The organism is Streptomyces sp. NPDC026575 (genome assembly GCF_055567415.1).
The window spans coordinates 12,491-36,274 of sequence record NZ_JBVHQM010000016.1; the positions used below are offsets into that span (position 1 = coordinate 12,491).

Annotated in this window: 20 protein-coding genes; 18 read left to right on the forward strand and 2 right to left on the reverse strand. The window is 71.9% G+C overall.

All coding sequences use genetic code 11. From position 1 onward, the window contains the following. Positions 1-55: 55 nt before the first annotated feature. The 15 genes from ACZ4NB_RS22425 to ACZ4NB_RS22495 all read left to right on the forward strand — a co-directional run bounded on the left by ACZ4NB_RS22425 (position 56) and on the right by ACZ4NB_RS22495 (position 14,848). Positions 56-1,840, forward strand: coding sequence for a nickel-dependent hydrogenase large subunit (locus ACZ4NB_RS22425; RefSeq protein WP_467664062.1), 1,785 nt, complete (start codon positions 56-58; stop codon positions 1,838-1,840). Next, entirely contained in the window at positions 1,837-2,406 is a 570-nt protein-coding gene (locus ACZ4NB_RS22430; protein ID WP_467664064.1) for a hypothetical protein, read from the forward strand. Before ACZ4NB_RS22425 ends, ACZ4NB_RS22430 begins: the two co-directional genes overlap by 4 nt. A 20-nt stretch (positions 2,407-2,426) precedes the next feature. Continuing rightward, positions 2,427-3,065, forward strand: a complete 639-nt coding sequence (locus ACZ4NB_RS22435; protein ID WP_467664373.1) for a DUF5947 family protein — start codon at positions 2,427-2,429, stop codon at positions 3,063-3,065. Beyond that, positions 3,062-3,766, forward strand: a complete 705-nt coding sequence (locus ACZ4NB_RS22440; RefSeq protein ID WP_467664066.1) for a DUF6084 family protein — start codon at positions 3,062-3,064, stop codon at positions 3,764-3,766. Before ACZ4NB_RS22435 ends, ACZ4NB_RS22440 begins: the two co-directional genes overlap by 4 nt. Continuing rightward, the gene (locus ACZ4NB_RS22445) at positions 3,763-5,184 is read left to right on the forward strand and encodes a hypothetical protein (RefSeq protein WP_467664067.1); all 1,422 of its coding nucleotides are present in this window, start codon (positions 3,763-3,765) and stop codon (positions 5,182-5,184) included. Before ACZ4NB_RS22440 ends, ACZ4NB_RS22445 begins: the two co-directional genes overlap by 4 nt. Beyond that, positions 5,181-5,840 (forward strand): hydrogenase maturation protease, encoded by a 660-nt coding sequence (locus tag ACZ4NB_RS22450; protein WP_467664069.1) that lies wholly within the window; start codon positions 5,181-5,183, stop codon positions 5,838-5,840. The genes ACZ4NB_RS22445 and ACZ4NB_RS22450 overlap by 4 nt, the downstream gene beginning before the upstream one ends. Then, entirely contained in the window at positions 5,834-5,938 is a 105-nt protein-coding gene (locus ACZ4NB_RS22455) for a DUF6893 family small protein (protein WP_467664070.1), read from the forward strand. The genes ACZ4NB_RS22450 and ACZ4NB_RS22455 overlap by 7 nt, the downstream gene beginning before the upstream one ends. 165 nt (positions 5,939-6,103) lie before the next feature. Continuing rightward, complete coding sequence (locus ACZ4NB_RS22460) at positions 6,104-6,484, forward strand: hydrogenase maturation nickel metallochaperone HypA/HybF (RefSeq protein ID WP_467664072.1); 381 nt, start codon at positions 6,104-6,106, stop codon at positions 6,482-6,484. Between the two features lie 3 nt (positions 6,485-6,487). Continuing rightward, a complete protein-coding gene (hypB, locus tag ACZ4NB_RS22465; protein WP_467664073.1) occupies positions 6,488-7,318 on the forward strand; it encodes a hydrogenase nickel incorporation protein HypB in 831 nt (276 codons plus the stop codon). Beyond that, complete coding sequence (gene hypF / locus ACZ4NB_RS22470; RefSeq protein ID WP_467664075.1) at positions 7,315-9,747, forward strand: carbamoyltransferase HypF; 2,433 nt, start codon at positions 7,315-7,317, stop codon at positions 9,745-9,747. The genes hypB and hypF overlap by 4 nt, the downstream gene beginning before the upstream one ends. A gap of 49 nt (positions 9,748-9,796) precedes the next feature. Beyond that, entirely contained in the window at positions 9,797-10,132 is a 336-nt protein-coding gene (locus ACZ4NB_RS22475; protein WP_467664076.1) for a HypC/HybG/HupF family hydrogenase formation chaperone, read from the forward strand. Then, positions 10,129-11,253: a hydrogenase formation protein HypD gene (gene hypD / locus ACZ4NB_RS22480; RefSeq protein WP_467664078.1), complete on the forward strand. Its 1,125-nt coding sequence runs from the start codon at positions 10,129-10,131 to the stop codon at positions 11,251-11,253. The genes ACZ4NB_RS22475 and hypD overlap by 4 nt, the downstream gene beginning before the upstream one ends. Further along, the gene (gene hypE, locus ACZ4NB_RS22485; protein WP_467664080.1) at positions 11,246-12,358 is read left to right on the forward strand and encodes a hydrogenase expression/formation protein HypE; all 1,113 of its coding nucleotides are present in this window, start codon (positions 11,246-11,248) and stop codon (positions 12,356-12,358) included. Before hypD ends, hypE begins: the two co-directional genes overlap by 8 nt. Positions 12,359-12,484: 126 nt before the next feature. Beyond that, positions 12,485-13,591 carry an AraC family transcriptional regulator gene (locus ACZ4NB_RS22490; RefSeq protein ID WP_467664082.1) on the forward strand — a complete coding sequence of 369 codons (1,107 nt, stop codon included), beginning with the start codon at positions 12,485-12,487 and terminating at the stop codon, positions 13,589-13,591. A gap of 84 nt (positions 13,592-13,675) precedes the next feature. Continuing rightward, positions 13,676-14,848, forward strand: a complete 1,173-nt coding sequence (locus tag ACZ4NB_RS22495; RefSeq protein WP_467664084.1) for a lipase family protein — start codon at positions 13,676-13,678, stop codon at positions 14,846-14,848. A gap of 106 nt (positions 14,849-14,954) precedes the next feature. Here ACZ4NB_RS22495 and ACZ4NB_RS22500 read toward each other — a convergent pair whose 3' ends face one another. Next, the gene (locus ACZ4NB_RS22500) at positions 14,955-18,401 is read right to left on the reverse strand and encodes a toll/interleukin-1 receptor domain-containing protein (protein ID WP_467664085.1); all 3,447 of its coding nucleotides are present in this window, start codon (positions 18,399-18,401) and stop codon (positions 14,955-14,957) included. A gap of 572 nt (positions 18,402-18,973) precedes the next feature. Next, positions 18,974-20,227 (reverse strand): iron uptake transporter deferrochelatase/peroxidase subunit, encoded by a 1,254-nt coding sequence (efeB, locus tag ACZ4NB_RS22505; protein ID WP_467664087.1) that lies wholly within the window; start codon positions 20,225-20,227, stop codon positions 18,974-18,976. A gap of 304 nt (positions 20,228-20,531) precedes the next feature. On the opposite strand from efeB, the gene ACZ4NB_RS22510 reads away from it, so the two are divergent. From ACZ4NB_RS22510 to ACZ4NB_RS22520, 3 genes are all read left to right on the forward strand, one after another. After that, positions 20,532-20,888 (forward strand): acyl-CoA carboxylase subunit epsilon, encoded by a 357-nt coding sequence (locus tag ACZ4NB_RS22510; protein WP_467664089.1) that lies wholly within the window; start codon positions 20,532-20,534, stop codon positions 20,886-20,888. A gap of 177 nt (positions 20,889-21,065) precedes the next feature. Next, entirely contained in the window at positions 21,066-22,622 is a 1,557-nt protein-coding gene (locus ACZ4NB_RS22515) for an APC family permease (RefSeq protein ID WP_467664375.1), read from the forward strand. A 265-nt stretch (positions 22,623-22,887) separates the two neighbouring features. Further along, positions 22,888-23,784, forward strand: a complete 897-nt coding sequence (locus ACZ4NB_RS22520; RefSeq protein WP_467664091.1) for a PP2C family protein-serine/threonine phosphatase — start codon at positions 22,888-22,890, stop codon at positions 23,782-23,784.

The window sequence follows — 23,784 nt, forward strand, 5'->3', positions numbered from 1 at the left end:
CCCGGACTCTCCGTCCGACCCCCTCCCCGCGTACAGAAGGGCAACGGCACACACGATGGCACCCAAGACGAAGGCGGCCGGTGACGGCAGCGGTCTGACGGAGATGTCCTGGGATCCGATCACCCGGATCGTGGGCAGCCTCGGCATCCACACCAAGATCGACTTCAAGCAGAAGCGAGTGGCGGAGTGCTACAGCACCTCGTCCGTCTTCCGCGGCTACAGCGTCTTCATGCGCGGCAAGGACCCGCGCGACGCCCACTTCATCACCAGCCGGATCTGCGGTATCTGCGGCGACAACCACGCCACCTGCTCGGTGTACACGCAGAACATGGCCTACGGGGTGAAGCCGCCGCACCTGGGGGAGTGGATCATCAACCTCGGCGAGTCCGCCGAGTACATGTTCGACCACAACATCTTCCAGGAGAACCTGGTCGGGGTCGACTACTGCGAGAAGATGGTCCGCGAGACCAACCCCGGGGTCTGGGAGGTCGCCCAGCGCACCGAAGCCCCGCACGCCGGCGACCACGGCTATCGCACCATCGCCGACATCATGACCGCCCTCAACCCCATCGAGGGCGAGTTCTACCGCGAGGCGCTCCAGGTCAGCCGCTACACCCGGGAGATGTTCTGCCTGATGGAGGGCCGCCATGTGCACCCCTCCACGCTCTACCCGGGCGGCGTCGGCACCATCGCCAGCGTCCAGCTCTTCACCGACTACCTCAGCCGGCTGATGCGCTACGTCGAGTTCATGAAGCGCGTCGTCCCGCTCCACGACGACCTGTTCGACTTCTTCTACGAGGCTCTTCCGGGCTACGAGGAGGTCGGCCGGCGCCGCGTCCTGCTGGGCTGCTGGGGCGCCCTCAACGACCCGGAGCACTGCGACTTCACGTACCGCAACATGACGGACTGGGGGCGCAAGATGTTCGTCACCCCCGGCATCATCGTCGACGGCAAGCTCGTGACCAACGACCTCACCGAGATCAACCTCGGCATCCGGATCCTGCTGGGCAGCTCCTACTACCAGGACTGGCAGGGCCAGGAGCAGTTCGTCACCCACGACCCGCTCGGCAACCCCGTCGACCCCCGCCACCCGTGGAACCAGCACACCATCCCCGCCCCGCAGAAGCGGGACTTCAACGACAAGTACAGCTGGGTGATGTCCCCGCGGTGGTTCGACGGCAAGGAGCACCTGGCGCTGGACACCGGCGGCGGCCCGATCGCCCGGCTCTGGTCCACCGCGCTGTCCGGCCTGGTCGACACGCCGTACGTCAAGGCCACCGGCCAGAGCGTGGTCATCGACCTGCCGCGCAGCATGACCAAGCCCGAGGCCCGCTTCGAGTGGAAGATCCCGAAGTGGAGCAACGCCCTGGAGCGCAACCGCGCCCGCACCTACTTCCAGGCGTACTCCGCCGCCATGGCGCTGCACTTCGCCGAGCAGGGACTCAACGAGGTCCGCGCCGGACGCACCCAGACCTGGGAGAAGTTCGAGGTCCCCGACGAGTCCATCGGCTGCGGTTTCACCGAGGCGGTCCGCGGCGTCCTCTCGCACCACATGGTCATCCGGGACGGCAAGATCGCCAACTACCACCCCTACCCGCCGACCCCGTGGAACGCCAGCACCCGCGACACCTACGGCACCCCGGGCCCGTACGAGGACGCCGTCCAGAACACCCCGATCTTCGAGGAGAACACCCCGGAGAACTTCAAGGGCATCGACATCATGCGCACGGTGCGCAGCTTCGACCCGTGTCTGCCCTGCGGCGTCCACATGTACGTCGGCGACGGCAGATCCGTCCAGAAGATGCATGTGCCCACCGGCCTGAGCGGGCTGTCCGGATGAGCGCCCGTACCGCCCCGGAGCAGACCGCCGCGCCGAACGCCGAGGCGACCGGCCGCCGCGTCGAGGACGTACTGGACCGCCTCGCCCAGCGCGAGGACCGGGAGGCGAGCGCCGCCGCCGAGGAACTCGTGCGCGCCCTGATGGACTTCTACGGCGCGGGGCTCGCCCGGATCGCCCACCTCCTGCAGCGCGACACGGGCGACGGCGGCCCGTGGGCGGCGCTGCTGGGCGACGAGCTGGTGGCCGGCCTGCTGGTGCTGCACGACCTGCACCCCGACGACACCGCCGCCCGCATCGACCGCGCCCTGGACAGCGTCCGCCGTCGGCATCCGGCCGAGGTCGCGGAGTTCGCCGCCGACACCGGCGTGCTGCGGCTGCGTTCGGCGGACTCCGGCGGCTGCGGCTGCCCCAGCACGAACCAGGCCGCCCAGCAGGCCGTCGAGGCCGCGCTCGGCTGCTTCGCCCCCGAGGTGAGCGCGGTGGAGTGGGAGGCCGCCGACGCCCGCACGGAACCGCCGCTGCTGCAGATCTCCAGCCGTCCGCCGACCGCCGCCACCGTCTCGTGAGCGGCCCCCAGACGGCGGCCATGCGGCTGGGGCCGCTGACCGCCCACCGCGGTCTGCGCCGCTTCCGCGCACCGGCACCGCCCGCCCCCGAACGCTGCGAACTGTGCGCCATGGTGCTCGCCGAGCACAACCACCGCCATCTGGTCGACATCAGCCGCCGTGCGCTGGCCTGCGCCTGCACCCCGTGCGCGCTGCTGTTCGAGGCGCCCGACGCCGGGCAGTTCCGCAGTGTCCCCGACCGCTACCTCGTCGACCCCGGCCACACCCTCGACGACGCGGCCTGGGACCTGCTGCAGATCCCGGTCGGCGTCGCCTTCTTCCTGCGCCACTCCGACCTGGACCGGCTGGTCGCCCTCTACCCCAGCCCGGCCGGTGCCACCGAGAGCGAACTCGACCCGTCCACCTGGCAGACCGTGCTGGCCGCCAGCCGACTGGCCGACCTCCTCCGGCCCGATGTGGAGGCGCTGCTGCTGCGCCGCATCGAGGGGCGGATCGAGTGCTATCTGGTGCCCGTCGACATCTGCTACGAACTCGTGGGCCGGATGCGGCTGTTGTGGCACGGCTTCGACGGCGGCGCCGAGGCGCGCGCCGCGCTCGCCGACTTCTTCACCAAGGTCGCCCGCCGGGCCCGCCCCCCGAAGGAGGACGACCGGCCGTGACCGAGCTGTCGTTCGTCTGCACCGGCGTCCGCGCCGACCCCTACGCCGCCGCCCCCACCCTGCTCTTCCGGCTGCGTGTGACCGCCCCCGACCCGGCGGTGCGGGTGCACGCCCTCGCGCTGCGCTGCCAGATCCGGATCGAGCCGGCCCGGCGCGGCTACACGCCCGACGAGGCCGAGGCGCTCGCCGACCTCTTCGGCGACCGCTCCCGCTGGAGCACCAGCCTGCACCCCCTGCAGTTCGCCCAGGTCTCGCTGGTCGTCCCCGGCTTCACCGGCGAGTGCGAGGTGGATCTGCCCGTCCCGTGCAGCTACGACCTGGACGTCGCGGCCGGCCGCTACTTCCACGCGCTGCGCGACGGCGAGGTCCCGATGCTGCTGCTCTTCTCCGGCACGGTCTTCGCCGGCGCCGGCGGCTTCCAGGTCCAGCCCGTGCCCTGGCACAAGGAGGCGTCCGTACGCATGCCGGTGACGGTCTGGCAGGAGATGACCGAGGCGCACTTCCCCGGTTGCGGTTGGCTCCGGCTGCCGCGCGAAACCCTCGACGCGCTGCTCGCCTACCGCTCCCGGCGCGCCCTGCCCTCCTGGCAGGCGACCGTCGAGGCGCTGCTGGCCGGCGCCGACGGCCCCGAGCCGCCCGCACCGCGCGCCCGGCTCTTCCCCGGGGCCGTCCGCCCCGCCACCGAGAGGACCGCACCGTGACGGCCGGCGTCCTGCCCGACGAGGCGGCGGACCGCTTCGCCACCGCCCGCCAGGTGGCCGACGCGGTGCTGTTCGAGGGCTATGTGCTCTACCCGTACCGCGCCTCCGCCGCCAAGAACCGTCTCCGGTGGCAGTTCGGCGTCCTGGTGCCGCCGGGCTGGGGCGCCGAGCACGCGGAGCACTCCTTCCAGCGCACCGAATGCCTCATGGAGCCCAGAGCGGGCGCCCGGCTCGCGGCCGAACTGCGGTTTCTGCACGCCCAGCGGCGCACCGTCCAACGCCTCGTCGCCGACGGGGAGTTCGAGACCGTGGAGCAGCTCGAACTGCCCGACCGGGTGGTGTCCTGCTGGGACGAGGGCACCGAGGAGCGCATCACCCTGGACGTGGACGTCGCCAAGCTGACCGACGAGGGCCTGACGATCCCGTTCGCCCGTCCCGCGCACGAGGAGACCGAGCCGGTCCACGACGCCCAGGGGCGGCAGGTCGGCCGGCTGCTGCGCCACCGAGCCGGGATCGAGGGCCTGGTACGGCTGACCGCCGCCGCCCTCGACGGCCCGTACGCGGCGCTGCGGCTGACCGCGATCGTGGAGAACACCAGCGCCTGGAAGCCGGACCCCGCCGCCGACCGCACCGCCGCACTGCCGTACTCCCTGGTCGGCGCCCATCTCCTGCTCGGCCTGAGCGCGGGCTCGTTCCTGTCCATGACCGACCCGCCCGAATGGGCCCGGGCCGCCGCCGCGTCCTGCCGCAACGAGCACTCCTGGCCCGTGCTGGCCGGTGCGTCGGGCCGCGCCGACGTGGTGCTGTCCTCCCCGATCATCCTGGAGGACCATCCGGCCATCGCCCCCGAAAGCCCCGGCGCGCTCTACGACGCCCTGGAGATCGACGAGATCCTCGCGCTGCGCACCGCCGCCCTCACCGACCAGGAGAAGCGCGAGGCCCGCGGCACCGACCCGCGCGCCGCCGACGTCATCGCGCTCGCCGACACCATGCCGCCCGAGGTCCTTGAGCGGCTGCACGGCGCCGTCCGGGCGCTGCGCGAGGTCACCGACGCCGGCCCGACCGCCCCCGCCGATCCGGCCGCCCCCGACGTGCCGGGCACCCGCCCGGACACCCCCTGGTGGGACCCGGCCGGCGACCGCGGCGTCGACCCCGAGCACGACCGGATCACCGTCGACGGGCGGTCGGTCGGCGCCGGCAGCCGGGTGCTGCTGAAGCCGGGCCTGCGCCGCACCGACGCCCAGGACCTCTTCCTCCAGGGCCGCAGCGCCCGGGTCGAGGCGGTGCTGCACGACGTGGACGGCGGGGTGCACCTCGCGGTGACCGTCGAGGACGACCCGGGCGCCGACATCCAGCGGGAGCAGGGCCGCTTCCTGTACTTCCAACCCGATGAGATCGCCCCTCTGGAGGACGCGTGAGCTCCGCCGCCCCCGCCGCCGGACCGCCCGGGAAGACCCTGATCGCCGGCGTCGGCAACATCTTCCTCGGCGACGACGGCTTCGGTGTCGAGGCCGTCCGCCGGCTCGCCGAACACCCGCTCCCGGAGGGCGTGGAGGTCGTCGACGCCGGTGTACGGGGCGTGCACCTCGCCTACCAGATGCTGGAGGGCTACCACACCGTCCTGCTCGTGGACGCCGCCGCGCGCAGCGGCGCACCCGGCACCGTCTACCTCCTCGACGCCACCACCAGCTCCGCCCCCGCCGCCGGGTCCACCGCTCTCGACGGCCACCACATGACGCCCGACGCCGTGCTCGCGCTGCTCGACACGCTCAGCGCGGGCACCGGCCAACGGCGCCCGCAGCGCGTCCTGGTCGTCGGCTGCGAACCCGCCGATGTCGCCGAAGGCATCGGGCTCAGCGCACCGGTCGAGGCCGCGGTCGAGGAGGCCGTACGGCTGATCCTGCGTCTGGTCGGCGCGGACGCACCGGCAGCCGACGCCGCGGACGAGCCGGCAGCCGACGCCGCGGACGAGCCGGCAGCGGGCGCCGCGAACGAGCCGGAACACCCCGCCGAAGAGCCGGCACCGGTCGCCAACGGACCGGGCACCAGTGAGAGGAACACCACACCATGCTGAAGCTCGCCCTGGGCGGCGCGGCCGCCACCGCACTCGCCCTCGCCATGAAGTCCCTGCTCCCCGACATCAAGCGCTATCTGCGCATCCGGGCCATGTGACGGGCCCGCGGCCGGCCGCCCGCCGCGCTGCACCGAACGGCGTACGCCACCGCGCCGCCCCGGCGAGGCACCCGGGCCGCCCCGCGGTGGCGCCGTCTAATGAAGCCCAGCGCCGCCGGACACAGCCCGGCGGCACCCGGCCGTCCCCGCACCAGAGAGGGACCGATGCACGAGATGTCCATCGCGCTGGCCGTCGTGGACCAGGTCGAGGGCGCGGCCCGGCCCGCCGGGGCCACCGCGGTCCGCAGCGTCCGCTTGCAGGTCGGCGAACTGGCCGGAGTGGTCCCCGACGCGCTGGCCTTCTCCTTCGAACTCGCCTGCGCCGGCACGGCGCTGGAGGGCGCGGAACTCGTCATGGAACCGGTGCCGGCCCGCGCCCGCTGCGGCCCCTGCGCGACGACCTGGCAGGTGGGCATGCCGCCGCGGCTGAGCTGCCCGGACTGCGGCGGGGCGACGGACGGGCTGCTGTCCGGCCGTGAACTGCAGATCGTCACCGTGTGCTGGAACAACGCCCCGGTCCCCGCACCGATTCCTCAGGAGCGCTGAACCATGTGCCGTGTCGTCGATCTGCAACAGGCCGTCCTCGCCAAGAACGACGCCTGCGCCCACACCCTGCGCGAGGACCTCGCGGCCAGGGGCACCGCGGTCGTCAACCTGCTCTCCAGCCCCGGCAGCGGCAAGACCGCCCTCCTGGAGCGCGAACTCACCCTCGCCCGCAGCCGCGGCATCCCCGTCGCGGCCCTCACCGCCGACCTCGCCACCGAGAACGACGCGGTACGGCTCTCCCGCTCCGGAGCGCCCGTCAAGCAGGTGCTCACCGACGGGCTGTGCCACCTGGAGGCCGAGATGCTCGGCGGGCATCTGCACGGCTGGCTCCCCGCCGACACCCGGCTGCTGTTCATCGAGAACGTCGGCAACCTGGTCTGCCCGGCCTCCTACGACCTGGGGGAGACGCTGCGGGTCGTCCTGGCGTCGGTGACCGAGGGCGAGGACAAGCCGCTGAAGTACCCCACCGCCTTCGGCCTGGCCCACCTGGTCGTCGTCACCAAGACCGACATCGCCGAGGCGGTCTCCTTCGACGAGGCGGAGTTCCGCGCCAACGTCGAGCGGATCAACCCCGGCGTCGAGGTCGTGCTCACCTCGGTGCGCGGCGGAGAAGGGGACGGCGTACTGCTGGAACGGGCGCTGGCGGCGCGCGACGGAGCGCCGGTGCACCTCCCCGTCATGACCCGCAAGTCCCACCACGTGCACGATGCCGACGAGGGGCAGCCGCGCGCCGAGGTGTGCCAGGACGGGGACCACCACAGCCATGCCCCGCGGGTGACGGGCGGTCACCCCCACCGGACCGGCCCCGGCACCGTGGCGTCGAGCCGCTCATGACCACCGGGCAGGTCGACCGGGCCCCGGCGGCGGCCCCCTCGGCGGCTGCCGCGCGCCGCCGGATCACCGTGCGCGGCGTCGTCCAGGGCGTCGGCTTCCGGCCGTTCGTCCATGCCCTCGCCACCGAACTGGGCCTGACCGGGCATGTCGCCAACACCGGTGAGGGCGTGGTCGCCGAGGTCGAGGGCCACCCCGCGGCCCTCGCCCGCTTCGCCGAGCGGATCGGCGGCGAGGCACCCCCGCTGGCCGTCGTCGAGGCCGTCGACGGCGAGGACGTCGCCGCGCTCGGCGAGCCCGGATTCCGCATCCTGCCCTCCCGCGGCCACGGCGCCTCCCGCACCCTGGTCGCCCCCGACGCCGCCACCTGCGACGCCTGCCTGGCCGAGCTGACCGACCCGGCCGACCGCCGCCACCGGCACCCCTTCCTGACCTGCACGCACTGCGGGCCGCGCTTCACCATCGTCACCGGGCTCCCTTACGACCGCGCGCTGACGACCATGGACCGCTTCCCGATGTGCGCCAACTGCGCACGGGAGTACGCGGACCCGGGCGACCGGCGCTTCCACGCCCAGCCCATCGCCTGCCACGACTGCGGCCCCCGGCTGCGCCTGCTGACCGCCGACCCCGACGACCGCACCCGGTCGCCCCGCACGGAGGACGGCGCCGACCCGGTCGCCGGCACCCGGCGGCTGCTCGCGAACGGCGCGATCGTGGCCGTCAAGGGCCTCGGCGGCTACCACCTCGTCTGCGACGCCGCCAACGACACCGCCGTCACCCTGCTGCGCCGCCGCAAGGCCCGCGGCGACAAACCGTTCGCCCTGATGACCCGTCATATCGACGACATCGCCCACCTGGTGCGCGTACGGGACGAGGAACGCGCACTGCTCACCGGACCCCAGCGGCCCATCGTCCTGCTGCGCCGCACCCCGGACCCCGCGCCGGTGCCCGGTGCGCCGGTGCTCTCCGAAGCCGTCGCCCCCACCAGCCCCGACCTGGGCGTCATGCTTCCCTACACCCCGCTGCACCACCTCCTGCTCGGCCTGCCCGGCGACCGGCCCGGACCCCGACTGCTGGTGATGACCAGCGGCAACCTCGCCGGCGAACCCATCGTCACCGACGACGCCGAGGCCCTGCGCCGGCTGGCGCACCTGGCGGACGCCTGGCTCACCCACGACCGGCCGATCCGGATCCCGTGCGACGACTCGGTGGTCCGGATCAGCGACGGCGAGCCGCTGTTCGTGCGCCGCTCCCGCGGCTATGCGCCGTTCCCCGTCGCGCTCCCGGTGCCCGTACGGCCCGCGCTCGCGGCCGGCGGCGACCTCAAGAACGTGCTGTGCCTGGCCGAGGGGCACCGCGCCTGGCTGTCCGCGCACATCGGCGACATGGACGACTTCGCCACCCAGCTCGCGTTCGAAGCGGCCGAGGCGCACCTGGAGACGGTCACCGGAGTGCGCCCCCAACTGCTCGCCGCCGACCGGCACCCCGGCTACCGGTCCGGCCAGTGGGCCCAGCGCCACACCGAAGGCCGGCCGCTCGTACGGGTCCAGCACCACCACGCGCATATCGCCGCGGCGATGGCCGAACACGGGCTCGACGGCGGTCGGCCGGTCATCGGCGTCGCCTTCGACGGCACCGGCTACGGCGACGACCAGGCCGTGTGGGGCGGGGAGATCCTGCTCGCCGACTACGACGGCTACCGCCGTTTCGGACAGCTCGCCTATGTGCCGCTGCCCGGCGGCGACACCACCGTACGGCGCCCCTACCGGATGGCGCTGGCGCATCTGCGCGCCGCCGGCATCGACTGGGCCGAGGACCTGCCCCCGGTGACGGCCTGCCCGTCCGACGAGCGGCGGCTGCTGGCCCGGCAGCTCGAACGCAACCTCAACTGCGTGCCCACCTCCAGCATGGGCCGGCTCTTCGACGCGGTCTCCTCGCTCGCCGGGATCTGCCACCGCGCCGGTTACGAGGCGCAGGCCGCCGTCGCACTCGAAGCCGCGGCCCTGACCGCCGGCGAGGACGACGGCGCCGGCTACGGCTTCGCCCTGCACACCGCACCGGAGGGCCCCGAGGGCCTGGCTGCCGACACCCTCGCCGACCCGGCGCCGCTGCTCACCGCGGTCGTCCGGGACGTCCGCGCGGGCACCGCCCGGGCGCTGATCGCCGCCCGCTTCCACACGGCGGTCGCCGAGCTGGTGCGGCACCTGTGCGGGCTGGCGCGGGAGCGGGCCGGACTGGGGACCGTCGCCCTGACCGGGGGCGTCTTCGCCAACACCCTGCTGGCCGAGGCCACCGCCGGCCGGCTGCGCCAGGACGGCTTCACCGTCCTGCGCCACCGCTCGGTCCCGCCCAACGACGGGGGCCTGGCGCTCGGCCAGATCGTCGTGGCGGCGCGCACCACGCCCCTGTACGGCGGGGTGGGCGTGCCCTGAGCCGAGCGGCGCGCGGCAGACGCAACGTACCCATGACGAGGAGAGGCCCATGTGCCTGGCGGTACCCGGCAAGGTATTGGACATCGAGGAGCGGGACGGCACCCGCATGGCCACCGTCGACTTCGGCGGGGTCGTCAAGGAGGTGTGCCTGGAGTACGTCCCCGACCTGAAGGTCGGCGAGTACGCGATCGTGCACGTGGGCTTCGCACTACAGCGCCTGGACGAGGAGTCCGCCCGGCAGACCCTCGCGCTCTTCGAGGAACTCGGCCTGCTCCAGGAGGAGTTCGGCGATCCCTGGGAGGCCGCGGCCGCCCAGGGGATGCCGGAGGCAGGCGGCGCCACGGCAGCGGCCGTGGGCCGGACGGCGCGGGAGGCGCGGCAGTGAAGTACATCGACGAATTCCAGGACCCCGAGCTGGCCCGCCGGCTGCTGGACGACATCCACGCCACGGTGACCCGGCCCTGGGCCCTGATGGAGGTCTGCGGAGGCCAGACCCACTCCATCATCCGGCACGGCATCGACCAACTCCTCCCCGACGAGGTCGAGTTGATCCACGGTCCGGGCTGTCCGGTCTGTGTGACGCCGCTGGAGATGATCGACAAGGCCCTGGACATCGCCGCCCGCCCCGACGTGATCTTCTGCTCCTTCGGGGACATGCTCCGCGTCCCCGGGAGCGATCGCGACCTGTTCCAGGTGCGCAGCCACGGCGGCGACGTACGGGTCGTCTACTCCCCGCTCGACGCGCTGAAGATCGCCCAGCAGAACCCGCACCGCGAGGTGGTGTTCTTCGGCATCGGCTTCGAGACCACCGCCCCGCCCAACGCCATGACGGTCCATCAGGCGGACCGGCTGGGCATCCCCAACTTCAGCCTGCTGGTCTCGCACGTCCGGGTACCGCCCGCCATCGAGGCGATCATGACCTCGCCCAGCTGCCGGGTCCAGGCGTTCCTCGCCGCCGGCCATGTGTGCAGCGTGATGGGCATGGGGGAGTACCCCGACCTGGCCGAACGCTTCCAGGTCCCGATCGTCGTCACCGGCTTCGAGCCGCTGGACATCCTGGAGGGCATCCGCCGCACCGTCCGCCAGCTCGAACGCGGCGAACACACCGTGGACAACGCCTATCCGCGCGCCGTGCGCACCGAGGGCAACCCGGCCGCCCAGGCCATGCTCGCCGATGTCTTCGAGGTCACCGACCGCGCCTGGCGCGGCATCGGCACCATCCCCGCCAGCGGCTGGCGGCTGTCGGAGCGCTATCGCCACTACGACGCCGAGCACCGCTTCTCGGTGTCCGGCATCACCACCCGCGAACCCGCCGCCTGCCGCAGCGGCGAGGTCCTCCAGGGGCTCATCAAGCCGCACGAATGCGAGGCGTTCGGCACCACCTGCACCCCGCGCACCCCGCTCGGCGCCACCATGGTCTCCAGCGAGGGGGCCTGCGCCGCCTACTTCCTCTACCGCCGACTCGGCACCCCGCCCACCCCGCTGGAGGCGACCCCCGTTGTCTGACACCCCCCGCACCGCGCCGAACGGCGGCCCCGCACCGGCCGACCGCCAACTGCCCACCGTCGACATCTCCGGCTGGACCTGCCCCACCCCGCTGCGCGACCAGCCGCGCGTCGTGATGGGGCACGGCGGGGGCGGTGCGCTCTCCGCCGAACTCGTGCAGCAGATCTTCGTACCCGCCTTCGGCGGCGAGGTCCTCGCCCAGCTCGGCGACTCCGCGGCGGTGTCCCTCGCAGGCACCCGCCTCGCCTTCTCCACCGACTCCTTCGTCGTACGGCCGCTGTTCTTCCCCGGGGGCAGCATCGGCGACCTCGCCGTCAACGGCACCGTCAACGACCTCGCCATGAGCGGTGCGCGGGCCGCCTACCTCTCCTGCGGGTTCATCCTGGAGGAGGGCGTGGAGATGCCGGTGGTCGCCGGGGTCGCCGACGCCATGGGAGCGGCCGCGCGGGCCGCGGGCGTCGAGGTGGCCACCGGCGACACCAAGGTCGTCGAGGCGGGCCACGGCGACGGTGTCTACATCAACACCGCCGGCATCGGGCTGATCCCGTCCGGTGTCGACCTGCGCCCGCAGCGCGTCGTCCCCGGCGACGTCGTGATCGTCAGCGGTGACATCGGCGTCCACGGCGTGGCGATCATGAGCGTCCGCGAGGGCCTGGAATTCGGCGTCGAGATCGAGAGCGACTGCGCGGCCCTCGGCGGTCTCGTCGAGACCATGCTCGCCGTCACCCCCGACCTGCACGTCCTGCGCGATCCCACACGCGGCGGGCTGGCCGCGGCCCTGTGCGAGATCGCCACCGTCTCCTGCACCGGCATCGTCATCGAGGAACGCGCCATCCCCGTCCCTGCGACCGTCGCCAACGCCTGCGCCATCCTCGGCCTGGACCCCATGTACGTCGCCAACGAAGGCAAGCTGGTCGCCTTCGTCCCCCGCGAGCACGCCGACGCCGTCCTGGCCGCCATGCGCACCCACCCCCTGGGCGCCGGCGCCACCATCATCGGCGAGACCGTCGCCACCCACCCCGGCATGGTCGTGGCCCGCACCCTCCTGGGCGGAACCCGCGTGGTCGATCTGCCGCTGGGGGAGCAGCTGCCGCGGATCTGCTGAGCCGCCCGGCGCGCGGCGTCCGCTACGGGGGCGGTCACGACGCCGGAGACCACCACCGGCCGCCGGGAAGACGGGCGGCGTCACGCCCGCTGACCTCTTCGCTCATGGCCGCTACCGTGTCGAGCCATGAGCCGGCTGACGATCGCCATGCACCATGTGCGAGCCGCGCTGAGCGGCGCACAGCGCCTCGGCCTCGACACCGTGCCGCTGCTGCAGACCGCCCGGATCCCGCCGCTGCTGCTCGGCGACGACCGCGCCCGTGTCACACCGGAGCAGTTCACCCGGCTGGTCAAGGCCCTGCACCGCGCGACGGACGACGAGTTCCTGGGCCTGGGACCCGAGCCCAGCCGCCGCGGCACCTTCGCCATGATGTGCCACGCCTGCCTGGGCTGCCCCGACCTGGGCTCGGCGCTGGACCGGGCGGCGCGCTTCTACCGGCTCTTTCCCGGCGGGCCCGAGATGGCGGTCGAGACGCTTCCCGCCCCGGTCGGGGACAGCGCCCCGGCCGTCTTCTCCGTACGCACCGATCTGCGCCCCTACGACCAGGGCAACTTCCTCTCCGAGTGCATCCTGATCATCTGGCACCGGCTCTCCAGCTGGCTGATCGGCCGCCGCATCCCGCTGCGCTGGGCGCACTTCGCCTATCCGGCACCGGCCCACGCCCACGAGTACGACGTGCTGTTCGGCTGCCCGGTGCACTTCGGAGCTGAGCGCACCGCGGCCGGCTGGGACGCACACTGGCTCGCCGCGCCCGTCGTACGGGACGAGGGCGCGCTGGCGGCCATGCTGCGCCGGGCGCCGGCCGATCTGCTGAGCCGGCGCGAGTACGGGACCACCGTCGCCGAGCAGGTGCGCGGCACCCTGGTCCAGGCGCTGCGGACGGCGGCCCCGGCACGGCTGCCGGAGGTCGGCGAGGTCGCGGCCCGGTTGGCGGTGAGCCCGGCGACGCTGCGGCGCCGGCTCCAGGCCGAGGGGACCTCGTACCAGCGGCTGAAGGACGCGGTACGGCGGGACGCGGCGATCACCTCACTGGTCGCGGGGCATGAGCCGATCGCCGAACTCGCCGCGCGGATCGGCTTCTCGGAGGACACCGCCTTCCACCGCGCCTTCCGGCGGTGGACGGGCACCACACCCGGCGCCTACCGGCTGAGCGGTGCCGCCGCCGAGCCGATCGACCGCGCCACCTCAGGTGACCGGCTCGCACGTCATGAGACATCGGGTCAACAAAGCTGAGCGTCCCGGTCAGCGCCATCCTTACCGGCGAGTCACTACGGTCGCTGCAACCACCCCAGCATCCGCGTCAGTTGGGAGAGCCGTATGCACCGTCGCCCCACCGCACTCGCCACCGCCGCCCTGGCACTCTCGCTCGGCCTCACCGGCGCGAGCGCCGCGGCGCCGCGGCCGGCCGCGCCCCCGCACGGCAGCCCCGGCGACATCGTGACCGCCGCCCCGACGTCCTTCCATCCGCTGCCCGGCCAGCCCACCGGCACCCGCGCCTGGCACCTGACCTACCGTTCCACCACCGCCGAGGGCGCCCCCAACACCGTCTCCGGCACCGTCATCGTCCCCGACGACGGCAGGACCGGCCCCCGGCCGCTCATCACCTACGCCGTCGGCACCGTCGGCCTCGCCGACTCCTGTGCACCCTCGGCCGGCTTCCCCAAGGGCACCACGATGGAGGCCAATCTCATCCAGCAGCTCACCGCCCGCGGCTGGGCGGTCGCGGTCACCGACTACGAAGGGCTCGGCACCCCCGGCGACCACACCTACACCGTCGGACGCGCCGAGGGACAGGCCGTCCTGGACGCCGCCCGGGCCGCGCAGCGGCTGCCCGGAGCCCGTGCGGCCGGCGTCACCAAGGACTCCCCGGTCGGCATCATGGGCTACTCCCAGGGCGGCCAGGCCAGCAGCTGGGCCGCCGAACTGCACCGGTCCTACGCGCCCGAACTCGACGTCAAGGGCACCGCGACCGGCGGCGTACCGGCCGATCTGGGCAAGGTCGCCGACGCCAACAACGGCAACATCGGCGCCGGCCTCATCCTGATGGCCGCCACCGGGCAGAACGCCGCCTTCCCCGAACTACACCTGGAGAAGTACCTCAACGACAAGGGCCGGCACTATGTCGACTTCATGAAGAAGAACTGCGTGGCCGTCGACACCGTCGCGGGCCTGTTCAAGAAGGTCTCCGACGTCACCGTCAGGAACCCGCTGGACGAACCGGACTGGCAGCGGCGGCTGCGCGCGTCGAACCTGGGCACCCGCGAGCCGGACGCCCCGGTGTACCTCTACCACGGGACCGTCGACGAACTGATCCCCTACGGGGTCGGCAAGCAGCTGCGGGCCGACTGGTGCGCCAAGGGGGCCACCGTCCAGTGGCACTCGATCCCGCTCGGTGAGCACGTCCTCGGCGCGATCGCGGGCTCCCGGCCGGCCGCCGACTGGCTCGCGGACCGTTTCGCGGACCGGCCGACGACCGGCAACTGCGGTTGAGTCACCGCCGCCACGACGAGGTCGCCCACGCGGCCCCACGATCCGCCGAGCGGGGCTGTCACACCAGGTGGCGGCCCCGTCCGGACATCCTTAGGAGCGGCCGCTGTCAGCACGGTGACCTGTAGTGCTCCCGCGGTGCGGCGTCCTGCCAGTCGGAGTTGCCGAGTGGGCCTGTCAGCATTCCGCACAGAGCCGTTGTCCACGCCGAGGGATCGATGCGGATCCTCGTGATGCCGTTTCCGTCTGCGACGTCGATCCGGGTGCCATCGGGGCTGAATCCGACAGCCGCGTCGCGGTGCGTCACGAGCAAGTCAGAACCGATCTGACGGTGACTCGCCACGTCCCACAGTGTCAGTGCCACTTCGGACACACTGCCGTCTCCGACCACCGTCAGGGTGCGACCGTCGGGACTGAACAGCACACGTGAGGCGCCCTGTTCGGGTACCAGGCTTGTCCCGATCCGCTTTTGGGTGGTGACGTCCCACAACGTCACGGAGCCACCACCGAAGTCGCCATTATGGTCATAGCCGACTGTCGCGAGGACATGTCCGTCGGGACTGAGAGCGCCACTTCTGGCGTTGCGGACTTTGAAGGAGAGCTGCTTTCCAGAGGCTGTGTCCCACAAACTGACGGTCTGTTGGCGGTCGGTGAGGGCCAGCGTCGCTCCGTCCGCACTGAGTGCGGCTTGGTCCGCGTATCCGTTGCTCACGGGATCCGGACCGTAACTGCGGGTCTCACCGCCGGTTGACAGATCCCACTTCACCACCCTTGATTCCCCCTGCAGTGTGCCGTAGAGCTCGCTGCCGCGGGAAGAGAAAGCCAGCGTCGGGATACCACTCCTCAGACTGGGCGTGTAGTGCATCTGGGCTACGCGACGGCCACTGGGCACCTGGAAGACCTCGACCGGGGAGCGCTGGAGTGTGCCCGCACGCTCGGCCACAGCAAGCAGCGATCCGTTCTTGTTGAACGCCAGGGTCGTGCCCGTCTCGGCAAGGCGGATCGTGGCGGTAAGGCTTCCTGTGCGACTGTCCCGCAGTTGCACCACGGGCTTCTGAGAGTCCGCCGTGGCGAAGGTGTTCGTGCCGGGACTCACGGCGAACCCGTTGAACGGGGCCTTGACCTCAGGCAGGCCGTGGTGCTCGGCGAGTCGTCCAGTCGTCGTGCGTTCCCAGACGACCACTGATCCGTCCTTGGTCAGGGTGGCAACCCGTTTTCCCTCGCCAGTCGCCGCTTCGCGGTCACCGTTCGTGTCGCTGTACTGGGGCTCGACAGGGGCTTCCGCTCGGATGGCATGGGCGGCTTCCTTTTGGCCGGTCGTGGTCCGCAGCCGCTTGTGTGACTTCAGGTCCCACAGTTCCCAACGCCTCATGTCTGTCGAATGGACTACCGCGTGCCGGCCATCTTCCGTCAGGAGGCCGTAGTTCAGTGACATATTCCCTGGCGGAATCCAAGGGTGGGAAGATCCTGGCTCATAGACCCTGGCCTCACCTACCAGGTCCGCCGTCTCGCCGTAGTTCACCACCACACGGTCATCCGCGGTGTAGCCCTCGAAACTCCCACTCGATGTGGAGATCGTCTGCCGAGTTCGCAGGTCCGGCAACCCGAGCACCTCCACTTTCCGATCCCTTCCGCAGGTAACCGTCTTCCCCGAGGGCGCCATTTCGGCCACGTCGCACGCAAGGATCTTCAGCGTGCGATGGTGAGGAACGTCCCACACGGCTATCGATGCGCCAGCGCCGAATGATCCCCCGGCTATGAGGAATTCGCCATTCCGGCTCAGGCCGCCACCGTTGTGGCCGATTGCACCTGTGCTCCCAGTCTGCGGAACCGAGAAGCTTTCCTTGGTTCGCAAGGTGCCGGTGTCCACCAGATCGATCTGCTCGCCGTGCCGTCCGGTCCGCAACGCCAGCGTCTGACCGTCGGCGGTAAGGGAACGAGCCCCGCCGTCACGCCAACTCAGCAGAGCTCCTTGCAGAGTTCCCTTACTGCGTGCCGTATCCATATCCCAGATCTGGACGGTGCCGTAATCCCGCTCGATGAAGAGCAGCCCGCCATCAGGGCTGAAGAGCAGTCGGGACACCGCACCCTTTTTGGGGGGAATGATGGTGCGGACCTTGTTGAAGCTTTCCAGGTGCGCGGCGAGCGCGCTCCGAGCCTCGGTCGTGGGTGCCTGCCCGTAGGCAGCCAAAGCCAACTGAACGGCTTTCTCCGGCTCGGTCCTGGACAAACCCAGCGAGGCAGCGGCAAGCTTCCGGGAGAGTGCCGTACGTCGCTGTGCCTCGGCATCGCCCTGTGCAGAAACAGCCAGCGAACTCAAGCCGACCACGACCGCAGTGACGACGGAAAGGCCGGCCCGCAGACGCCTGGCACGCCTCCCGGCCGCACGACGGCTTTCACTGACATATCGGGTCTCTCGCTCGGTCAGGCCGATGTGGTGTTCCTTGCCCCGAGGATGCTCTTGCCACTCTTCGGCAAGAGCCAGTTCCTCGGCGCGGAGCAACAGACCGTCCTTGCATCCCATTTCCCACCACTCGTGAGCCAGATTGCCCAGGCGTGTATGGAAGGCATCCCAGCGATAGTGCTGCGTGACGAAGGAAACGATGCGCTGAATCCCCTGATCGGAATCCTCGCCACTTCCCCCGATCATGGGGAAACTCTGATACGCGCTGAGCGGCTCCCAGCCGTGCTCGTTCATTGCGGCCGTGAAGTCAGTGGCCAGGTCCGGGTCGATGATGACCGGCAGAATCCGCTTGCGTAAATCGATTGCCGTCATGCATTCGTCCCGGCAGTAGGGAGATCGCAGCGAATCCCCACTCACCAGGAGGATGAGGGCATCGGAGGTGCGGATTCCCTCATCGATGGCCTGCCGCCACTTCTCGGAGGGCTCGATCGCCTCCCAGTCCACCCAGACGTCGCGCAGCTGCCCTTCCAGGCGCTCTCGGATCCCACGGGCGACCGCGCCGTCTTTGCGTGAATAGCTGAGGAAGACCTTGCCGGTGGCTTCCGGCAACGGGGCGTCGGACCGTGGCTCGGAGGCTGCATCGAGGAACGGGTCCGGCTCCATGCCGCTCCGTGATGCGAGTTCCCGGAGAAGGGCCGAGGCGAGAGCCGCGAGGAGCGCTGCGCCGGCAACGAGTCCCGCCCAGTACGGCTGACGTTCGTATGTCGGGCCGAACACACCGGCGGAGAACTCCGCGTCGAGCCGGCGTACCGCGTCTGCGGCTCGCTCCATGCCTGCTGCAACCTCGGCCGTGCCGAACGCGAGCTGGCGGCCCACGGTCCGAAGGAGCCAGGCGCCGCCACCCGCCATCACTGCGGCGACGACGGCGTGGGTGGCGAGAAACCATCCGGAGGTGCGTGCAGTCCGTCGGCCTGCCCTTCCGGCGTGTTCCTGCCCAAGGCGGAGACCGTCGACGGTCACTTCCAGACCGGCCCACCAGGCTGTGAGCACGACGGCGAGGGGCAGAAGCGTCACGGACCCCCAGAAGTGGAAGCTCCCGGACGGTGCGACGGTGACCAGCCACGCGAAGGGGACGGCCACGGCGAACGGCACCGCGAGAGCCTCCGGCCGCAGCAGACGCCGCCAAGCCCACGAAGCCGCAACCTTCCCGGCGCTTCCGGCCTTCCAGACGGCTATCGGTGAAGGACCTGGGAAGTGCACGGCAAGCGGCACGTAGAGCCCCAAGAGGGCAGCCGCCGGCCCGAGGAACGGGTAGAGGAGCGCCCAACTGGTCAGGCAGGAGGCAAGCCAGGCCGCACTCCTCGTGATGCTCAGTCGGCGCGCCCGTGAGGCCGACTCGTCTGGTGAAGAAAGCGCCTGGCGCGCCACACCTACCCCCGTGTGCGATCGTCCACCGTCAAGACGAGGCGCAGACTACCGAGAGTCGCGAGCGTGTGGCGTCCTGTCCTTCAAAACGACCGGTCATCCTCACAAAGCGGGTTCTCGGCATGAGACCGCGCCTGTCTCCTGCGACGGCAGCACGGACCGCCGGTGCCGGAGCAGCCCTTGGCCACACGGCGGGACGGGCTGCTGCACCGGTCCGACGAGCCGGAATCGCCCTGTCCGTCCCGAGGGCGTCGCCCCGCGGCGCTGCCGCGTCCCCGTGGTCGCCGGACCCGCCGTGCTCAGATCTTCTTCAGCAGCCGGGAGCCGAACCAGTCGTCGGGGTCCTGGACTCCCGGCAGGGCGAAGAAGTAGCCGCCGCCGATGGGCGTGATGAACTCGGCCAGCGGCTCGTGTTCGAGGCGCTGCTGCACGGTCGCGAACTGCCGCTCCGGGTCCTGCTGGTAGCCGCAGAAGACCAGGCCGAGGTCCATCCGGCCGTGGGAGTCGAACCCGTTGTTGTAGTTGTAACTCCGCCGCAGGAAGCGGGAGTCGTCGGTCTCGGCGGTCCGCGGGTTGGCCAGCCGGATGTGCGCGTCGAGCGGGATGATCTCGCCGTGCGGGTCCCTGCGGTAGTCCGGCAGGTCCCTCTCCTCCTTGCCGCCCAGGGGAGCGCCGCTCGCCTTGCGCCGTCCGAAGATCTTCTCCTGGCGGTCCACCGGCACCTTGTCCCACTTCTCGACGTGGAAGCGGATCAGCCGCAGCACCTGATAGCTGCCGCCCAGCGCCCAGTCCGGCTCACCGCACGGCGGGGTCACCCACAGCAGCCGGTCCGTCTCCCTGGCCGACTCGGTGTCCGGATTGACGATGCCGTCCTTGAATCCGACGAAGGTACGCGGCGACCCCGAGGGCCGGGACGGATTGAGGAAGGCGTCCGACCGCCAGCGCGGCCGCAGCAACCCTTCCGTCTCCCGGGCCACATCGCGCAGCACATGGACGATGGCGTCCGGGTGCTGGCCGCAGATCTGCAGCGACAGATCGCCGTGGCAGCGCGCCGGCTCCAGCCGGTCGTCGGGGAAGGCCGGCATCGCCTTGAGATGTCGCGGCTTGTGACCGGAGAGCCCGAAGCGGTCGTCGAACAGCGAGGCCCCCACGCCCAGCGTGATGGTCAGCGAGTCCGGGGTCGGCTCCTCGGCGGCGACCTGCTCGTCCCTCGGCTTCACCCCGGCCGCCAGCACCCGGGACCGGTGGGTGAGCGTCCGGAACAGCTTCTCCAGGCCCTCGCGGTTCTCGGCCAGCACATCGAAGCCCGCGAAGCCGGCGAAGAGCTGCTGGGGGGTCACGATCCCGGCCTGATGGCGCCCGTGGAAGGGGACCCTGTCGGGCAGTGTCCGACCGCCGTCGCGTACCCGGCCCGCCGACCGGTCCGCCGCGGTGGCCTCCTGGCTCAGCCCCGCGGCCGCCACCCCGGCGAGCCCCGCCGCGCACTTGAGGAATCCTCGGCGCCCGTCGTCCCGCATCGGGGCACGCTCGTCGCCGGCCTGATCACGTCTCATCGTCCCGCCATCCTGACTACGTCATCCGGCACCCGCGTGCCTGCACGTCCCTGTCCGCCATGCTCGCCAACCCCGCCAAGAGGACCGGGACCAACACGGCCCGGGCGGCGGATATCACGCCTGCGGCGCCGTCCGGTCGCCCGAATGGCGCAGGCGGACCGCCCTCCCGCGCGACAGCGCCCCGCCGCGCTTCTAGCGTCACCCCTGTGACCTGCCCGAACACGGCCCCGAACCCGGCACGGAGGAGCGCCGGGGCGGCCTGTCACATGCCCCGCACCGCCCATGAGCCCCGGGACCCCCAGCTATGAACGCATTCACCGACGAGAACAGAACCACCGGCGAGGGCACCCAGTTCGAAGAGTCCACACCGGGTGAGGAGACCGTACGGGGGGACGGGGGCCCTCAGGCCGACGCGGGGGCACCGGCCGAGGAGTGCCCGCCCGCCGTCGAGCCCGCCGCACTGTCGCTGCGGATCGAGAGGGGACATGCCGAGCCCGAGGAGCTCGCCGCGATCGCCGTCGTCCTGTGTGCCCAACTCGCGGGCCTGCACGCGCTCACCGCGGACGCCCCCGCCGAGGAGCGCCCGGCCGACCGGCGGTACCCCCGGGGGCACTCGGTGCGCCCCACCGCGTGCTGGTCGGGCTGCTGGACCTGCGCCTGAGGCCACACCGCGCGGCGTGCTCCCGGGGGAGCGGAAGGACGCGGCCCGATGATCGTCGCGTAGGGTCCAGCGAGGCGGCAGAGCGCATCGAGGGGAACCGTTTTCGTGGCAGAGGGTCAGGCATCCGAGGGGGACGGCGCGGCGGGCGCGCCGGAAGTGCGGGCGCAGGAGCGCCGGTTGCGCCGGGACCTGGGGTTCTGGGGGCTGACCGGTATCGGCTTCTCCAACATCGTCGGCTCCGGCTGGCTGTTCGCGGCCATGTACGCGGCGCAGACGGCCGGACCGGCCGCGCTGCTGTCCTGGATCGCGGCCGGCCTGCTGTGCGGACTCATCGCGCTGGTCCTGATCGAACTCGGCGCGTCCCGGCCGGAGGGCGGTGGCACGGTCCGCTGGCCGCTGTTCGCCAGCGGCCGGCTCGTCGGCACCCTCATCGGCTGGTCGACGCTGCTGTCCGTGGGCGGTACCGCGGCGGAGATCAGCGCGATCATGCAGTACGCCGCCCACTACCTCCCGGGCATCTACAACGGCCACACTCTCACCCTCGCCGGCCTGGCGCTGGCCGCCGGACTCAGTGTGCTGCTGACCGCGCTGAACTGGTTCGCGGTGCGGATGTTCGCCCGACTCAACAACCTGATCACGGTGTTCAAGATCGTCGTCCCGGTGGTCACCGTGCTCGCACTGATCGCCTCCGGCTGGCACTCCGGCCGGCTGACCGACCACGGCGGCTTCGCGCCGTACGGCTATGTGGCCTGCCTGACCGCGCTGGCCGGCGGCGGCATCGTCTACTCGGTCAACGGCTTCCAGGCCCCGCTGGACTTCTCGGGCGAGACCCGCAACCCCCGCCGGACCATCCCGGGCGCGGTCCTCACCGGCATCGCCCTGGCCGTGGCCATGTACCTCGCCCTGCAACTGGCCTACCTCTTCACCGTCCCCGAGAACCTCCTCGGCAACGGCTGGCAGGGCGTCTCCTTCGACTCGCCCTTCGGCCAGCTCGCCCTGATCCTCAACCTGCACTGGCTGTCCAGCCTGCTCTACGCGGACGCGGTGATCTCGCCCGGCGGCTCGGCGTACGTGGGCGTGGCCATCGACGCGCGGCACACCTACGCGCTCGCCAAGAACGGCACCATCCCCCGGTACTTCATGAAGGTCAACCAGCGCTATGGCGTCCCGCGCCGGGCACTGGTGATCAACCTCCTGGTCATCGTGGTCTTCCTGCTGCCGTTCGGCGGCTGGCAGGACATCGTGAGCGTCATGGGCGACATGTATCTGCTGATCTACGCGGCCTCCGCGGTCGCGGTCGCGGTGTTCCGCGCCGAGCCGGGCGGGCGGACGGCGGGCTGGGTTCCGGGCCTGCGCTGGATCGCGCCGCTGAGCTTCGTGGTGGCCGGCGAGTTCGTCTACTGGTCGGGCTGGCACGACCTGCGCCTCGCCCTGCCCCTCGTCCTCGCCGGCCTGCTGATCTTCCTGGCCATGCACCGCCCCGGAGCGCGCGACGCGGCGGCCATCGAGCGCGACGGCGCGGGCCCGAGCCGCCCCCTCGGCGTCGAACTCCGCACCGGCGCCTGGCTGGTGGCCTATCTCATCGGCCTGATCGTGCTCTCCTGGCTGGGCACCTTCGAGGGCTCCGGCCGCCTGCCCGCCCCCTACGACTCGATCGCGGTGGCCGCTCTCGCCCTGGCGGTGTTCTTCTGGGCCGTACGCTCCGGCGTCCGCCATCGGACGGCGACCGCGTAAACCCGTCCCGGAGCGGCGGCAGCGGGACAGGCGCGATCGGCGGCGATCGCTCCCCGTAGTCGTCCGGCCGCGCGAGACGGTGCGTGCCGGGGCGCCGGGCCCGGCCGCCCGCCATCAAGCGGAAGTCGCACCGCGGAAATAAGATGAATCGGACAGGTGGGCTCACCGGAGCCCCATCAGGCCAGGTCAGGAGGCCCATGCGGACCGCCGCACGGAGCGTGCACCCCCGCAGTGGCCCATGCACCGATGCACCTTGGAGCGATCCATGCTTCGGCGTCGTCCCCCGCGGTCGGCGAGCGCCGACGATCTGCTGACCACCCTCGGACGGCTGACCGCCCAGGCGCGGGAAGGCGCCGAGAAGCAACGGGCCCGGGTCGAGCTGGCCGAGGCGCTGCAGCGCGAGATGCTGCCCACCCGACTGCCGGAAGTACCCGGACTGCGCACCGCCGCCTGCTACGCGCCCGCCCGGCACGGGCTGGACATCGGCGGCGACTGGTACGACGGCTTCCCGCTGCCCGACGGCTCACTGGCCTTCTGCATCGGCGACGTACAGGGCCACGACGTGGAGGCGGCCGCCTTCATGGGGCAGATCCGCCTCGGGCTGCGGGCCGTCGCGGTCCACGCCGCCGACCCCGGCGAGGTGCTGAGCCGGGCCAACGACCTGCTGCTGTCGGTCGACTGCGGGCTCTTCGCGACCTGCACCTTCGTCCGCTTCGACCCCGTCGCCTGGGAGCTGTCCAGCGCCCGGGCCGGCCATATCCCCGGCATCTGGGCCACCAGCGACGGCCGCTCGGGCCTCACCAACGACCCCGGGGGAGTGCCGCTGGGCATCGTGCCGGGCGAGGTGTACCCCGTCACCCGCCGCCGGCTCGACACCTCCGGCGCGTTGGTGCTGCTCACCGACGGGGTCGTCGAGGGGCCGTCCTTCCCGATAGAGGCCGGACTGCAGCAGGTCACCCGGCTGGTGTGCGCCAACGCCGACGGCGATCCGGCCACGGTGGCCGCCGCGGCGATGAGCGTGGCCGAGCTGACCGGGCACAGCGACGACTCGGCGGTGATCGTGCTGTGCTTCGACGGCAGCGGCCCACAGCCCCGGGTGAAGCCCGGACCGGGCGCGCGTGTCGCAGCCGACGCCCGGCCGTCCGCGTTGTCTGATGGCTGA